Origin of the sequence: Kitasatospora sp. NPDC088861, from assembly GCF_044750105.1 — a bacterium.
In the GTDB taxonomy this organism is placed as follows: domain Bacteria; phylum Actinomycetota; class Actinomycetes; order Streptomycetales; family Streptomycetaceae; genus Kitasatospora.
This window is the reverse complement of record NZ_JBIVJF010000019.1, coordinates 24,700-39,075: the sequence shown is the minus strand read 5'-3', so window position 1 is coordinate 39,075 and position 14,376 is coordinate 24,700. Positions and strand designations below refer to the sequence as shown.

At 67.3% G+C, this 14,376-nt stretch carries 15 protein-coding genes; 12 read left to right on the top strand and 3 right to left on the bottom strand.

Annotation, left to right across the window (positions count from 1 at the left end; genetic code table 11):
• Positions 1-220: 220 nt before the first annotated feature.
• Positions 221-1,003 (bottom strand): GIY-YIG nuclease family protein, encoded by a 783-nt coding sequence (locus ACIP37_RS26755; RefSeq protein WP_400808837.1) that lies wholly within the window; start codon positions 1,001-1,003, stop codon positions 221-223.
• A 118-nt stretch (positions 1,004-1,121) separates the two neighbouring features.
• Between ACIP37_RS26755 and ACIP37_RS26750 the strand changes: the two genes are divergently transcribed.
• The 3 genes from ACIP37_RS26750 to ACIP37_RS26740 all read left to right on the top strand — a co-directional run bounded on the left by ACIP37_RS26750 (position 1,122) and on the right by ACIP37_RS26740 (position 4,018).
• The gene (locus ACIP37_RS26750) at positions 1,122-2,420 is read left to right on the top strand and encodes a DNA cytosine methyltransferase (RefSeq protein ID WP_400808840.1); all 1,299 of its coding nucleotides are present in this window, start codon (positions 1,122-1,124) and stop codon (positions 2,418-2,420) included.
• 41 nt (positions 2,421-2,461) lie between these two features.
• Positions 2,462-3,220, top strand: a complete 759-nt coding sequence (locus ACIP37_RS26745; protein ID WP_400844639.1) for a very short patch repair endonuclease — start codon at positions 2,462-2,464, stop codon at positions 3,218-3,220.
• Positions 3,221-3,484: 264 nt separating this feature from the next.
• Positions 3,485-4,018, top strand: coding sequence for an NUDIX hydrolase (locus ACIP37_RS26740; RefSeq protein WP_400808842.1), 534 nt, complete (start codon positions 3,485-3,487; stop codon positions 4,016-4,018).
• Here the strand turns inward: ACIP37_RS26740 and ACIP37_RS26735 are convergent, their stop codons facing one another.
• Complete coding sequence (locus ACIP37_RS26735; protein ID WP_400808845.1) at positions 4,019-5,332, bottom strand: hypothetical protein; 1,314 nt, start codon at positions 5,330-5,332, stop codon at positions 4,019-4,021.
• A 179-nt stretch (positions 5,333-5,511) separates the two neighbouring features.
• On the opposite strand from ACIP37_RS26735, the gene ACIP37_RS26730 reads away from it, so the two are divergent.
• From ACIP37_RS26730 to ACIP37_RS26705, 6 genes are all read left to right on the top strand, one after another.
• Entirely contained in the window at positions 5,512-5,961 is a 450-nt protein-coding gene (locus ACIP37_RS26730) for an ATP-binding protein (protein WP_400808847.1), read from the top strand.
• Between the two features lie 62 nt (positions 5,962-6,023).
• Complete coding sequence (locus tag ACIP37_RS26725; RefSeq protein ID WP_400808849.1) at positions 6,024-6,164, top strand: hypothetical protein; 141 nt, start codon at positions 6,024-6,026, stop codon at positions 6,162-6,164.
• Between the two features lie 120 nt (positions 6,165-6,284).
• A complete protein-coding gene (locus ACIP37_RS26720; RefSeq protein WP_350580324.1) occupies positions 6,285-6,413 on the top strand; it encodes an albusnodin family lasso peptide in 129 nt (42 codons plus the stop codon).
• Positions 6,414-6,495: 82 nt separating this feature from the next.
• Complete coding sequence (locus tag ACIP37_RS26715) at positions 6,496-8,193, top strand: albusnodin/ikarugamycin family macrolactam cyclase (protein ID WP_400808852.1); 1,698 nt, start codon at positions 6,496-6,498, stop codon at positions 8,191-8,193.
• Positions 8,190-8,885: a lasso peptide biosynthesis B2 protein gene (locus tag ACIP37_RS26710; RefSeq protein ID WP_400808855.1), complete on the top strand. Its 696-nt coding sequence runs from the start codon at positions 8,190-8,192 to the stop codon at positions 8,883-8,885. The genes ACIP37_RS26715 and ACIP37_RS26710 overlap by 4 nt, the downstream gene beginning before the upstream one ends.
• Positions 8,824-9,375, top strand: coding sequence for a GNAT family N-acetyltransferase (locus ACIP37_RS26705; RefSeq protein ID WP_400808858.1), 552 nt, complete (start codon positions 8,824-8,826; stop codon positions 9,373-9,375). The genes ACIP37_RS26710 and ACIP37_RS26705 overlap by 62 nt, the downstream gene beginning before the upstream one ends.
• A 2,268-nt stretch (positions 9,376-11,643) precedes the next feature.
• On the opposite strand, the gene ACIP37_RS26700 is transcribed toward ACIP37_RS26705, so the two are convergent.
• Positions 11,644-12,057, bottom strand: coding sequence for a GntR family transcriptional regulator (locus ACIP37_RS26700; RefSeq protein WP_400808861.1), 414 nt, complete (start codon positions 12,055-12,057; stop codon positions 11,644-11,646).
• A gap of 203 nt (positions 12,058-12,260) precedes the next feature.
• Here ACIP37_RS26700 and ACIP37_RS26695 point away from each other — a divergent pair, with 203 nt between their 5' ends.
• The 3 genes from ACIP37_RS26695 to ACIP37_RS26685 are packed head-to-tail and all read left to right on the top strand — an operon-like array spanning position 12,261 to position 14,337.
• The gene (locus ACIP37_RS26695; protein WP_400808863.1) at positions 12,261-12,650 is read left to right on the top strand and encodes a hypothetical protein; all 390 of its coding nucleotides are present in this window, start codon (positions 12,261-12,263) and stop codon (positions 12,648-12,650) included.
• Complete coding sequence (locus ACIP37_RS26690; protein ID WP_400808864.1) at positions 12,647-12,901, top strand: hypothetical protein; 255 nt, start codon at positions 12,647-12,649, stop codon at positions 12,899-12,901. The genes ACIP37_RS26695 and ACIP37_RS26690 overlap by 4 nt, the downstream gene beginning before the upstream one ends.
• Positions 12,901-14,337, top strand: coding sequence for a cell division protein FtsK (locus ACIP37_RS26685; protein ID WP_400808867.1), 1,437 nt, complete (start codon positions 12,901-12,903; stop codon positions 14,335-14,337). The genes ACIP37_RS26690 and ACIP37_RS26685 overlap by 1 nt, the downstream gene beginning before the upstream one ends.
• Positions 14,338-14,376 lie beyond the last annotated feature (39 nt).

The following is a 14,376-nucleotide window of genomic DNA, read 5'->3' as shown; positions in this document are numbered from 1 at the left end:
TGTCAGCCAGTGGAGGGCTTCCCCGCGTGAACGACGGACCGCTCATCGTCCAAACGATTGAGTGGGATACACATCCTATGGCTGCGTAACCGCACCGGCCAGCCCCACGTCCCTTCGCACCCGGACCGGCGGAGGAACTGGGCGCTCTCCGCGACAGGGACGCCCAAACAGTGCGCCCCGCCCGCGACCTCACGTCACGGGCGGGGCACCTGTCTCACAATTAGCTTGCGGCGACGGCAGGGAGCTCCTCACCGGCGATGTAATACTTTCGCGCACTCTTGGAATGCAATTCCTTTTGATACATCACGACATATCCAGGAAGTGCCATTATCTGCCAGGAATCGGGAAGCCTTGCGCTCACGAACCGAAAGAACTCATTCGCCGTCATCTCAGGCCAGCCAATATCAACCTGGAACTGCTCGTAGTAGCTCTCCCTCTTGGTTCGATGGTGCGCAAACCTGAAAGTGTAGGGGAGAGCATCCTTGGCGAACTTCAGGATAGAGCGCAGACTTTGATCCCCCTGAGGGAGATCACGTATCACCCAGTCAAGATTGGCAGGGTACAACTGATCGAAGTGATCACCAGAGAAAACCGTGGTATCGCGCTCGGCTCCAGGATCATTGATGCCGAAACCATTAAAATTCCAAGGCGCCCGACCATCGCCCTGAAACCTGTCAATGAGAAGCTTCTCCGGTGCGACTGCAGCGAAATCCTCATCCACGGACAAGGCTTTGAAGCTCATCCAGTCCAGGTGAATATTTTCGCGCCCACTCAGCTTATTGAGATGCTTCCTCAGCCTTTGACCGAGGGTGACATCAGCCTTCCCGATGTACACGGGGTCACCGTGCCGGTAGAGCTGATACACCCCCTTGTGATTCGGAAGGAGGTCGATGTTCTCATCGGTCAGAGGCGCTGGCTCCAGCCCTCTAAGTGCCGCAGCCAACTGATCGCCGAGCGCCTGAGTGATGCTCAGCTTGAACTCGGCGTGGTTCTCCAGTGACACGGCCTGGCTCCCTTCGGGCGAGTGATCGACATCACCTTAACTGGTGAACGAGAGGCGCAAGTTGCGCACATCTCTGAAATGTGCTTGATGATCGCCAACTCCGCGGTACACTTTGGACATGCCTGAGCTGCGAGAAGAACGCCAAGATGTGGGGACCTGCGTCGAGCTGTTTGCCGGCGGCGGCGGACTCGCCATGGCTGTGCACGCCGCGGGCTTCCGCCCGCTCCTGGTGAACGAGCACGCCCCACGAGCCTGCGAGTCGCTGCGGAACAACCCGCCGGACCCCAAGGAGCCAGAGAAGCGCTGGCCGCTCATCCCCGGCGATGTGCGCGAGATCATCAACTTCACTGACCACGTCAAGGACGAGGTCGACGTCCTCGCCGGCGGACCGCCGTGCCAGCCCTTCAGCCTGGGGGGCGCTCACAAGGGCATGGAGGACGAGCGGAACATGTTCCCCGAGATGTTCCGCGCCATCCGTGAGCTGAAGCCGAAGGCGGTCATCTGCGAGAACGTGCGTGGCCTGCTCCGACCGTCTTTCAGGCCCTACTTCGAATACATCTTGAACGAGATGCGCCTGCCGTTCGTCAAGCGCGAAAAGGACGCGACATGGGAAGAGCACAACGACGTCCTTGAAAAGCTGATCGCTAACGACTCCGTCGAGCTGTCGCAGCGATATGTGGTAAAGGAGATGGAGGTCAACGCGGCTGACTACGGCGTTCCTCAGATCCGGAACCGAGTCATCATCGTCGCGTTCCGCGCTGACCTCGGAATCGACTGGGCCAAGTTCATGCCCAAGCCGACACACTCCGAGGAGTCGATGATCCACTCCATGCGTGAGGGCGGGCCCTACTGGGCCCGGCATAAGGTGGACGCCGCCGCTCGCAAGCGCGTCATCGACAACCTTCCAGAACTCGATCTTGAGAACGAGAAGGTCAAGGAGAAGCTAAAGCTCGATCCGTGGCGTACTCTGCGTGACGCGATCGCGGGCATCGACGAGAACGAGGGAAAGCCTCTTCCTCCGGTTTCCGAGGAAGAGGTTAAGAACAAGGTCATCGTTGGGGGCATCCCGGACCACATCGGCTGGCCTGGCGCGCGCATGTACGCCGGACACACTCCGAACCTCCTGGACCGGCCGGCGAAGACCGTGAAGGCGGGCGTGCACGGTGTCCCGGGCGGGGAATCCGTCATGAAGCTTGACGACGTCGACTTCGCCAACTTCGGCGGCGGGACTGGCTACCGATACATGACCGTACGTGAGACTGCGCGGGTCATGACGTTCCCGGACCGTTGGATTCTCGACGGGCCGCGGGGAGAGAAGATGCGGCAGCTGGGGAACGCTGTGCCCGTCAAGCTCGGGATGGCCTTCTCCAAGGCTGTCGCTGAAGCCCTCAAGTCGGTCCCGGAGAAGCGGAAGTGACCGAAGCCGCGAGCGGTCGGCAGGGGCGCTGGAACGATCAGATGCCTCCCGATCGGGCGTGGAAGCCCAGAGTGGGGATGACCAGGGATGCCCGGGCCGCTGAGCAGGACCGAGCCGCCGGCAGCCGCCTCACACGCGCGGTCGAAATCGGCGAGGGCCGATACGCACGTGCGTCCATCGCTCTGCGCGTGTACCGCAGGACGCGTCGCATCCGTGCCTACCTACGGTGGTCACAAGAAGGCGACACACGGGAGCAGTACGTCGGCGAGGTAGACGCCGGCACCCGCGCCGCGAACCTCGCAAAAGCATGGGAGATGGCTCACGCCGCCGGTTATGTGACAACCGAGCCCCTTCCGCCCGGCTCGTGGGCGTCCTCTCCCGCTTCCCGCGCAGTAATGTCCGCCAACAAGGGACGGGACACGAAGCCCGAGATTCTCTTGCGGTCCGCACTCCACAGACGTGGTCTGCGGTATCGCGTCGGGGTAAGGCCCCTGTCAGACCTCCGCCGTACAGCCGACGTGGTGTTCACCAAAGCACGCGTCGCCGTCTTCGTCGATGGTTGCTACTGGCATGGCTGCCCGGAGCACCTTCGCCCCGCTAAAAAGGGCGCGGCGTTCTGGCATGACAAGATCGCGGGAAACCAAGCCCGTGATGCTGAGACCAACGAGGCACTACGGGCAGCAGGATGGCTTGTCATCCGGGTGTGGGAGCACGAAGATCCCGAACTAGCCGCACAGAATGTAGCGGAGGTAGTGCTGTCGAGGCAGCACACACCACCGAGGGCCAACGCCCTGGGCTGACCTTGCTTCGATGAGAAGGCGGAGGACGCATCCGCTGACGACAAAATCTCGCCTGGCGCGCGGACCACTCGGCGATCCGCGCGCCTACGAGCGTGTCCGCCTCAGCAAGCGCGGCAGACCCATTGGAAGACCACACTGTGTTCCAGACCGGAGACCCTGCAAGCTAGCCCCGACATTTCGTCAGACTGACGCAAATTTGCCGGAACTGCGCCGCTAAGCTCCACGGTCTGACATGCTGAAGTTCCAGCGAGAGGGGCCGCAGCGATGCAGTGGAAGATCCACGGGGAACGTCCGATCTACGAGAACCCCTGGGTGAACCTGTGGCTGACAGACGTCGAGCAGCCTGACGGGCGCCGCTGGGAGTACCACGTGGTCAAGCTGCGGCACCTGGCCGTGGCCGCCATCGTGAACAGCGAGAAGCAGGTACTCATGATGTGGCGGCACCGCTTCATCACCGACACCTGGGCCTGGGAACTTCCGATGGGGCTCATCGAGCCGGACGAGACCCCGGCAGATGCGGCAGCCCGCGAGGCACTGGAGGAGACCGGCTGGAAGGTCGGCGAGATGAAGCCGCTGATCTACGCCCAGCCAGCGAACGGGATCACCGACTCCGAGCACTTCGTCTTCCGGGCCGATGCCGTCGAGTACGTGGGCCCGCCGACCGAGCGCAACGAGTCCGACCGGATCGAGTGGGTTCCACTGTCCGAGCTGCGCGGCATGATCGACCGCCGCGAGATCGTCAGCAGCGGCACGCTCGTGGGCGTGCTCTACCTGCTGCTGGACGAGGCCGGCCTTTGATCAGCTGGCCGCGCTGGTGATCCGGTCCGCCAGCGTCGCTACCGAGGCATTGGCACGGTAGGGCCTGAGTAGGTGGCGGAACTCCTGGAGGTGGGCAACCACTCTGGGGGACTCGATCACTGCCGCGAGATCGAGAGCTTCCGTGGCGGTGGCGCACGCCAACTCGACCTGCCGCCGCTGGAGCTGGGTCCGTGCGAGCCAGAAGCTGTGGAACGCGCGGCCCCGGAGGTTCGTCGTCGGCTCGGCCCGTAAGGCTTCGGCGATGAGGGGTTCGGCGGCGGTCGCGTCCCCCAGCTGACCGAGGGCGATTCCGGTGTCCACGGTGAGTTTGGTGTGGTCGAAGTATTCGACCCACGCGGGGTCGTCGTCCGCCTCGTGGATGCGCTCGAAGTACTGGTGCGCCTCGGTGATCGCGCGGTGGGTCGACTCCTGGTCGTGTGCGCTCGCGTGGCCGAAGGCTTCGCGCATCGACAGCATGGCCATCAGCCTCGGCGTACCACCGACAAGACGCGCGCTGTCCTGCGCGGCTCGGGCAAGCGTGATCGCGTCCTGTGCCCTGTCCTGATAGGTCGACTGGAGACTGAGACAGGCCAGCACGTTGGCAATGAACGGGCGGTCGTCGATCTCTCGCGCGAACCGAAGCGACTCGGTGAAGTAGCCCTGCGCGGTGTTGTACTGCCGTGCGTCGAAGTATGTCCACCCGGTGAGGCGTGCGAGCTCGGCAGCGATGCCATGGAGACTGCGCCGGTAGTTGGGATCGGCGGTGTCGCGCATTATGCCCGTGACGTATCGGAGCTGACCGATCACCGCCGGACGGAGCGCTTCGCCGCCGTGCTGGTCATCGCGCCGCCAGTAGTCCTCGATGGACGCTTGGAGGGACCGCAGGACGTTGGGCGTGACCCGCGCGCCCGCCGCGATGGCGAGGATGTTGTCGAGATCGCTGCCTGAACGCGAATCCACGACCGGCAACGGGGCACGGGCAGGCCCGACCGCCGGTGTCGGGCCTTGGCGCGGGATCGGCGACGGTTCCCAACTGCGGTCCGCCAGACCGAGCATCCGCCCCGGAATCCGTAGGCCATCCGCGATGCGTTCGATGACGGCCATGTTGGTGATCTTCGGTCGACCCTTCATCACCTCGCCGACCCTGCTGGGCGTCAACTCGCATGCACGGGCGATGCGCGACGGGTGAAACCCGCCTTTGCGCTTGGCGAGTTGGAAGATCAACGCGAAGTCTCTCTCCGCGCATGCCGCCACCATCTCGGGGTCCGCGAGCAGTCGACGCGGAAGCCCTGGTGACGGTGTGGACTCGCTCATGGCCAGCTACCCCCAGGGCAAGGAAGATCATCGCTCAGTGTCACGCGAGATAACTGACCGCGAGTTTACCCATCGTGGGTACACGCGCTGGCCTTATTTCGATACCGCCTGCCCCGGGATTCTGAGATCGCCTCCGGGGGACACCCGGAGCCCGACTGATGGAGGGGGCGGTCCTACCGATGAGCCTGATCAAAACCGCCGGCCCATCAGGCACCGAGCACATCGAGATCCCGGTAGTACGACCTGGCGATCTCGGGTGTCTGCTCCATTTGCGCTGCCATCCCGAATCCGCGGGGGCCGCACGCAAGTTGGTGACTACCGCTCTGATGGCCTGGTCCCTTGAACACCTCGCGGACGTGGCTGAGCTGCTGGTGACCGAGCTGGTTGCCAACGCGGCCAAGCACACGGGGTGTTCGCGGATCTCCGTCTCGGTGGACCGACAGGAGGCGTCGGTGTGGGTGGGGGTCCGGGACTCGTCCCGCGCGCTGCCGTGCCGCACGGAGCCGGAGGATCAGGCGGAGTCCGGGTATGGCCTCGGCCTGGTGGAATCCCTTTCGTTCCGCTGGGGGGTGGACTGGGCCCCGTTCGGCAAGTGGGTCTGGTTCGCGCTGAGGACGGTGACGCCATGACCTCGAACGGGACTGGCGCTCGCGGTCAACACCGTGGCGAGCATCGTGATCCCGTTGGCACGGTGCTGACGGGGGTCTGGGCGCTCGGGCACGTGATCACGGTGCTCCTCCTCGGAACCACCGTGGTGAACCAACTGGACGCCGACCACCACGGCCTGGCGCACACCTCGCTGTCGGCGCCGGACCACGAACCGCCGGCCTGAGCATCGGCTCACCTCAAGACTCCCCCCGGCCTCGACGACGACACCGGGGCCGGGGGGTCGCACCACCGTGACGGGGACTGGACCCGCCACGCCCTACGGCAACGAAGGGAGGTGAACAGCATGGAGGACTTCGCTCGGCTCGACCCTGAGCCGGAAGAGGAGGTCGTCGTCCTGGGGGACGCGGCGCTCCTGACGAAGGGCAGCAACAGCCAGAGTGTGGAGGGCAAGCGCTCGCCCTACGACGCCTAACGGCAGTACTGCGGCGGCACCCCAGGACCCCCGGTGGGGTGCCGCCGCACCACTCTCGCGCTCATCTCACGGAGGTGATCACATGAGCTTGTTCGGTGGGTCGATTTCCCGGTCTGCTCCGTCCCGGGTGCCGGTCGGTGCACGGGTTGTGTGGCGCGGGCCGCTGGCCTGGTCGGTGGGTGCTCCTGTGCGCTCGGCGAAGGGTGCGGGTGGGCGGCGCCTGGCTGTGTTCGGTCCGTGCGGGGCGACGGACGCCGAGCTGATCCGTCTTGCCCATTCTGCGGACCTACGTGCTCTGGACGTGGCGGCTACGGCCTGGGCGGGTGCGTACACCCTGGTCTTCGACGATGGGTACGGCGTGTGCACGGTGTGGGCCGACCCGGCGGGCGCTGCCCCCGTCTACACCGCCCGCACGGACGGGGCCCCGGTGTGGGCGTCGAGTTCGCTCGCGCTGGCCTCCCTGGTCGGCGCCGAGCCCGATACCGCCTGGCTGGCCGCACACCTGGCCGACCCGACCGAGTGGGTTCCCGGCCGGTCGGCCTGGACGGGAGTGGAGCAGGTTCCGCCGGGGCACCGCTGGTCGGCCACCGCATCGGGCACGTCCGGCTTCACTCCGTTCTGGCGGGTGCCGGCACTCGCCTGGGCCGATGCCGTGCGGCGGCTGCGCGCTGACCTGGCGGACGGCGTCCTGATCCGCGTCTCCGGTCGTGCGGCCTCCTCGGATCTGTCGGGCGGTCTGGACTCCAGCACCCTGGCGGCCCTCGCCGCCCAGTGCGGTCCGGTCACCGGCCTGACCTACCACCCCAAGGGCAGGGAGAGCGGTGGAGACATCGACCACGCCCGTGCCGTCGCCCGCGCGTTCCCCTCGATCCGCCACCGTTTCATGGCCCTGGGCCCGGAGCACCTGCCGTTCACCGGCCTCGGTTCCCTCCCGCTGACGGACGAACCGGCGCCATCCGCCATGGTTCACGCCCAACTGGGCGCACAGCTCGACATGTTGGGTGCGGAGGGCGTCGATGTCCATCTGACGGGCGACGGTGGCGACTCGTTGTTCATGCCACCACCCGTGCACATGGCCGATCTGGCACGATCGGGCCGCTTCCTGCGCTTGGCCGGCGACGCACAGGCATGGGCGCGCCTCTACCGGTCAAGCCCCTGGACGGCGGTGGCCGCCGCTTGCAACGCCCCGGGCAAGCTCGGCGGGGCATCGGCGCCAAGGCCGTGGCTCACCCACTACTCGCTCGACCTGGCCGACGCCGTCACCGCTCCGTACCCGGAGGTGAACGGTCTCGGGCACGCGGACCGCCACCTCCTGGAGGAAGCCCGCTACGTCGGCCGGAGTGCTGCGACGGAGAACCAGCTCGCCGCCACGCACGGCATCGAGATGCACAACCCCTTCACGGACACCCGCATCGTGGAAGCCGTCCTCGCCACACCCGCGCCCGAGCGGTGGTCCGCGCACCGGTACAAGCCCCTGCTGACCGACGTCGTGGCCCGTCTCCTGCCTCCTGGTGTCCTCCAGCGCGGGGCCAAGGGGGTGTTCGCGGCCGACCATCACCACGGGTTGCGCGCGAACAAGGCGGGCGTCCTGGATCTCACGGGCGGCTACCTCGCGGACCTCGGCCTCGTCCACCCGGCGGCCCTGCGCTCGCTGCTGGGCAATGCCGTGCTCGGCGTGGACATCCCGTGGGGGCTGATCGAACCCGTCCTCGGCACGGAGCTATGGCTCCGGTCCTCGACGGCTGTCGGACAGGCGATTCAGTGGGAGGAGACAGCGTGACCACGCCCGTGCCGACTTCGTACACGCGCACCGCCCTGACCGGCAGGGCGGGCGTCGTCGTCAACTACCGGACCGGCGAGACGATCGTCCTCACGGGTGGCGCACTCGCTCGCTGGCTCGGTGCCCTGGAGCAGAGCCCGGCTCCGGCCCCAGTGACGGTCCGGGACTCGGAGGTGTCCTGGGGCACGAGTGAGGCCCCCGCCCGCCTGGAAGCGCTCGTCTCACCGCCGTTGGCCTGGCGCCTGGCTGCTGCTGCCGTGCTGGCAGCGACCCTTGCCGTGCGCACCGCCAGCCGCCCGGGATCGAAGTTCGGCCGCCTGCGCCACCTCGCCGAACTGGGCGGGGACCTCCCGTTGCCGACAACGGCCCACGCCCGCCTGGCGATACGCTCGGTCCGCTGGGCCGCTCGTGCCTTCCCGGCCCGCGTCGCATGCCTGGAGGAGTCCACCGCGGCCTCGCTCCTGCTCGCGCTCGGCGGCCGTGGGGGTGCCTGGCGGCACGGGGTGGCCACCGACCCAATACGGCTGCACGCCTGGATCTGTGACGTTCACGGCCTGCCGGTCGAAGAACCCGAGCACACTGGCGACTACACGCCGATCAACGCACCAACCGACCTGGAACGAGGCGCCGATGCCCACTCCGAACATCCTGCTGCCCGGCAAGCGCGTCAGCCTGGCGATGACCGACCGTGACCACCTGACCGACTACCACCGCTGGGAGAACGACCCCGGCACGATCCTCGGCTTCGGCACGCAGGTCGCCCAGTCCTGGGAGGTCCGCGCCGGTGGTTGGGAGGCCCAGGGCCGCAACCGCGACTACCCCCAGTTCGAGGTGGTCACCGCCGACGACCACACCCCGGTGGGCATCACGACGCTCCAGATCGATCCGGCCGTGCGGACCGCCGAGTACGTGATCCTCCTGGCCCCCGAGGCGCGCGGGAAGGGCTTCGCCGCTGAGGCCACTGAGCTGACGCTCCGCTGGGCCTTCGAGTACACGGCCCTGCGCATGGTGTGGCTCAAGGTCCTGGAGCCGAACGCGGCGGGCATCTCGGCCTACCAGAAGGCCGGGTTCCAGCCCGCCGGCCGACTGCGGCAGTCGGGTTACTGGCTGGGTCGTCCCTGCGACGAACTGCTGATGGACGCCGTCGCCGACGACTTCCTTCTCACCGCTGAGTCGGCCTGAACCACAGGCGCAACCCGGACAACCTCATAAGCGCGCCGGACCACCCCTGACCTTGGCGGGGAGGGTGGTCCGGCGGCGAGCTGACCTCGCTGACCAGCCCTGGTGCCGCATGGTGCCGGGGCCGGAGGCATGTTCAGAGCGGATTTCTGACGTAGGGTCAGCATGATGGATGGGGCATGTGCGGGACTTGGCCGGTGTGGTGGTGGCGTGCGGGGCGCCATTCCGGTCGGGCCCCCCGACAGCTGCCGAGTTGTAGGGGCGGGCGGGTTCGGTCAAGCCCGCATGTACGGGCCTGTGCGTGGCGACGGTGGCGAGCAGTGCGGGCTTGACGGGTTCCGTTCGCCCCGGAGAATCGGGCGGCGGGGGGCCCGAACGAACGGCGGGCAACCATCGGCCGTGACCTGGCCACGCCGGACCGGACAGCCTGTCCGGGGTCCAACCTGCTCTGCCGACCGCCACCCCGTTCCTTGCGCCGCCAGCGGGGCCGGCCATAGCGGGGCGGAGACAGGAGCGGCGGGCGGCAACGCGGCGGCGCGCGGCCCGCCTCTGGCGGGCCGCTCTTGATCCAGTAATGAAACTTTGAACACGCTCCCCCTGCCCCCTTCGCCTCCCTGGTTCTGGCCACTCTCTGCCGGCCGTACGTCTTCCTGCCTACTGCTGCCCTGATCAACCATGGGCGCCAGGAAATCCGCGGTGCCCATCTCCGCTCACCCTCCGCACGCCTCGACCCTGGCTCGCTCGCGCGAGCGTGGTCCGCTCCCTACCCACCCCTCGGCCTCGCGCTGCTTCGACCCTGCCCGGCCGACTGCGGCACCGATTGCGCCCCGGGCACACCGCCGGACCGTGGCCGTCCTGGTGCTGCTCGCGGCCCTCTACCACAAGACCGGCTCCCTACAGCGAGCCCTCCTAGCGCGAAGGTTGGTGCGCGGGCCAGAAAGGTCCGGCAGTCGTGTCACACCGAGGGCCATACCGACACCTGTATGAGATGACCGGCTCTCCTGGGCTCGGTGCTCTACCACAAGGTCGGGGAAACGTTCTTCTCCGTCGCGGCGGGAGGGTGGTGCGCGGGGCCCGGGAAGAAAGTTCGGCCGTCGTGTCACACCGAGGCGGTTTTTCGGGCCTCTATGGGGTGACGTGGGCGAACCGCGAGGACGAAAGGGAGGAACAGGGCATGTCAGGCATGGAGCTGGGGTCGGCGAAGTCTGTCCACAGGCTGTGTGTGGCGGACTGGTTCTACCGCGAGCGGGGCGGCTTCTATCAGGAATCGGCGGCCGGACCCAATCGCGGAAAGGCGGCATCGTGTGCGGCGCGCGGTCGACGGAAGCGGCCTCGCCGTCCGTGTGGTGCATGCCACATGACGTTTTCCAAGGGCCGTGGTGAGGGGTTGGTTTTTATGCAGATCAATTGCCGGGGCGGGGCGGAATATCAGCCCGCATATCTCCCGCGCAAGGACTTGCCCGGCGGCCATGGTGAATGTGTGCCTGAACGGTTCGGGGACGCCATGACGGCGGAGCGCCGGAGGGAACTTCCAGCTATGCGATGTGATGTGCATCACGGACGCGGGTCGAGCTTTCCGCTCGTCGCCTCTGGCTACCGGTCGAAGCTTCTTGCTGCCTCTCACCCCGGAAAGAACTTCCAGGAACTCCCGGGATTCCTGGTTGGACTTGTCCGCGAACCTGGGGTTGGCTTCGTGGCAAGTTCCCGGGATGCGGGATCTGGAGAAACGTTTCTCCGCTCTGCGGGATCTGTCGGCCGTGGAGGGTGCGCGGGAGCGCCGGCCGCTGTAGAGGTGGCTGGTGTGAACCTTGATGGCCGCTGGCCTGCGAAGTCGTCTCACCTTGATGGACTATCAACCGAAACCTTGATGGCCGCTCACACCTTGATGGCCAACCTTGGTGAGCGGGGTTACCGAACCGTTACGGCGCGGGGCCCGTTCATCAAGGAATCCGCCAAGGGTCGCGGTGTTGAGTGCGGGAACTCACCAGCCCGGCGCCCGAACTCACCGGCCTGCGGGGCCGTTCTCACCGGCTGCGCGGGGTCGGCTGAGAACTCACCGTTTTTCTCACCGGTGTCCGATGTACAACCGTTACGCGCGGTCGGGGTGCACGGTGAGAAAACCGGTGAGTTCTGCCGGGTTGAGTGGGGCCATCAAAAGCGAACGGCGTGCGGGGGAAAGGAATCTGATGAACAGCGAAATCGGGAGGCTGCTCGAAACGCTGGCGCGGGTCGGCGGTCAGCTTGCCGACCTGAACGAGGAGATGGCCCGGCTCAACGAGCGTTTTGCTCGTATCGCGCAACCTGCTGACGCAACCGTTCTTGCTCTTCCCGGAGCTGCTTCAACTGAGCTTCGAACCCGGTGACGAGATCGACGATCTTGGCGAAGTCGGCGGCGGACACCTCGACGGTTCCGCCGGCCGACTCGGCCTGCTCCGCGGCGGGCTCCGCCTCGGGCATGGCGCGTACGAAGGTGCCGACGCCCTGCACGGCGTAGACGAGTCCTTCGTCGCGCAGGACCCGCACCGCGCTGCGGGCGGTCATGTTGGCGATGCCGAACCGCTTCTCGATCTCCGAGAGGGCGGGCAGCTTGTCGCCGGCCTTCAATCGCCCCTCGGCAATGTCGTGGCGCATGGCGTCGGCCGCCTTCTGGTACGGCGCCCGCTCCTCGTCGTTTCTGCGGCTCATGCCCCCAAGGGTAGACCCCGCTAGCACACCCAAGCCCTGTCGCATCCGAAATTTCCCTTCGATCGGCACTTCCAACGGGCCACACTGCTAACTCTGCTTGACAGTGACAGTCCTACTAGTGCTACAAATGACCTAGCACCGCTTAGCGGTCTAGCGGGGCCGGTGTCCTCCGGTCCCTCCGCCTCCCACCCCTGGAGTCCTTCATGGCTCGTCACACCATCCGCCCCGACCTGACCGGCACCTCCCACCTGCTCGCCACCCCGGCGGCGGTGAAGATGGCCGACGCCGCCACGGGCCAGGTCGCCACCGACCGCGAGAGCGGCGCGACCCTCTACACGGTCCAGCTCCTGGAGACCTACGAGGGCACGGCTCAGCTGATCAAGGTCACCGTTCCGGAGAGCGAGGCGCTTCTCGCGCTCACTCCGGGCAGCATGGTCCGTCCGGTCGGCCTGATCGCCACCCCGTGGGCGAACCTCTTCAACGGCCAGGTCAGCTCCGGTGTGGCCTACCGGGCTGAGGCCCTGGTGGCTGCGCCCCCGGCGGCCCCGGCTCCGAAGTCGGCCGCCAAGACCGCCGAGCCCGTCGCCTCGTGACCGGCATCGGCCCCGCCCGGATCGTCGGGCCCGTGGACTGCTCGTCTGCGGGCCCGGCCCCGGCCCCCTCCCCGGCGCTCTACCCGCTCCCTGCTCCGGACGCCGACCCCCGGTTCACCTTCGGCCTGGTCCTCGACCTCGCGGCCGTCCTCGCCGAACACGGCTACCCGCCGATCACCTCCGGCACGGACCTGGTGAACCTGCAACAGGCCCTCTTCCGCTTCCTCTACAACCTCAAGGACCCCGTCTGATGAACGCCTCCCCGCCCCCGGCCTCCCCGGCCGGTTCGGCCCTCACCGGCCCCCTCGGTGCGGTGCCCTGGCTGCCGTACGCCGCCGGTGCTGTCGCCCTGCTCCTGCTCGGCTGGCTGATCGTGATCGGCGTGCGCTACCTGTCCGCCGACACCGAGACGCGCCGCTCGATCCGCCAGGCCGCCCGCATCCGCCGCACCTGGCCGCGCCTGGCCCGCAACCTCGGCCTGGTCACCACCGACCGCACCCCCACGTTCCTCCAGTCCCTCGCCACCACCGGGGACAAGAAGCCCGAGCCCCGCACCCTCACCCCCAAGCTCCACACCAAGACCGACCCGTACGGCGTCACGGTCACCGTGAAGACGGTGCCCAAGATCGGCCTGGAGGAGTTCCAGAAGCGCGCCGACCACCTCGCCGACGCCTGGGAGTGCACCCGCGTCTCCGTCAACCCGGACGGCCCCGGCAAGCTCCGCATCCGCGCCGTGCGCCGCGAACCCCTCTTCGAGCCCTACGCCTACACCCCGGAGGGCAAGCCCCCCAAGGACCTGTCCGTGTGGGACCTGGGCATCGACGAATACGCCCTCGCCTCGGTCCTGCGCATGTCCAACGTGCCCGGCGTGTGCGTCGCCGGCCTTCCCGGCTACGGCAAGACCAGCCTGATCAGCGGCCTCATCTCCCGCCTCGCCCCCTCCGGCGCGGTCCAGTTCGCCGTGGCGGACGGCAAGGTGTCCGAAGCCCACGAAGGCGACTACGCCGACGTCGTGAACCGCCTGTTCGCCTTCGTCGGTGACGACCTGGAAGCCGCGAACAAGCTCTTCGACCGCCTGGTGAAGCTGCGGCGCGGACGCTCCTCCTCGATCCGGCGCGTGCTGGGCACCACCAACATGTGGTCCAAGGGCCCCAGCAAGGCGTGGCCGCTGGTCGTCCTGGTGATCGACGAAGCGCACACCTACTTCCGCGACTACAAGGGCTCCGACCCCGCCACCAAGCGCCTCGCCGCCCTGGCTCAGGACAACGCCCGCCTGGTCGAAGACCTGGTCAAGAAGGGCCGCTCGGTGGGCATCGTGGTCGTCCTGGCCACGCAGAAGGCCACCGGCGACGCCATCCCCACGTTCATCCGCGACGTGTGCCCGGTCTCGCTGTCGTTCGCCCAGAAGACCGCCGAAGCCGCGGTGGCCGCTCTCGGCGAGGACATCCGCAACTGGCCGGAGGCCAACCCGGTATCGATGCAGGACCCCGGCTTCGTCGGCGTCGCGTCCATGGTCCGCCAGGGCCAGGAAGGCTACACCCGCATCCGCATCCCCTACGTCGAACCCGAGCACGTCGCCCGCGTCGCCGAAGCCTCCGCGCACCTGACGGCCGACCCGTTCGAGCTGCTGACCCTCCAGACGGGGCCGAACCTGACCAAGGACACCGACCTCGACGTCATCGCCTGACCATGACCATCCCAACCGATAGACCAGAAAGGAGAGTTG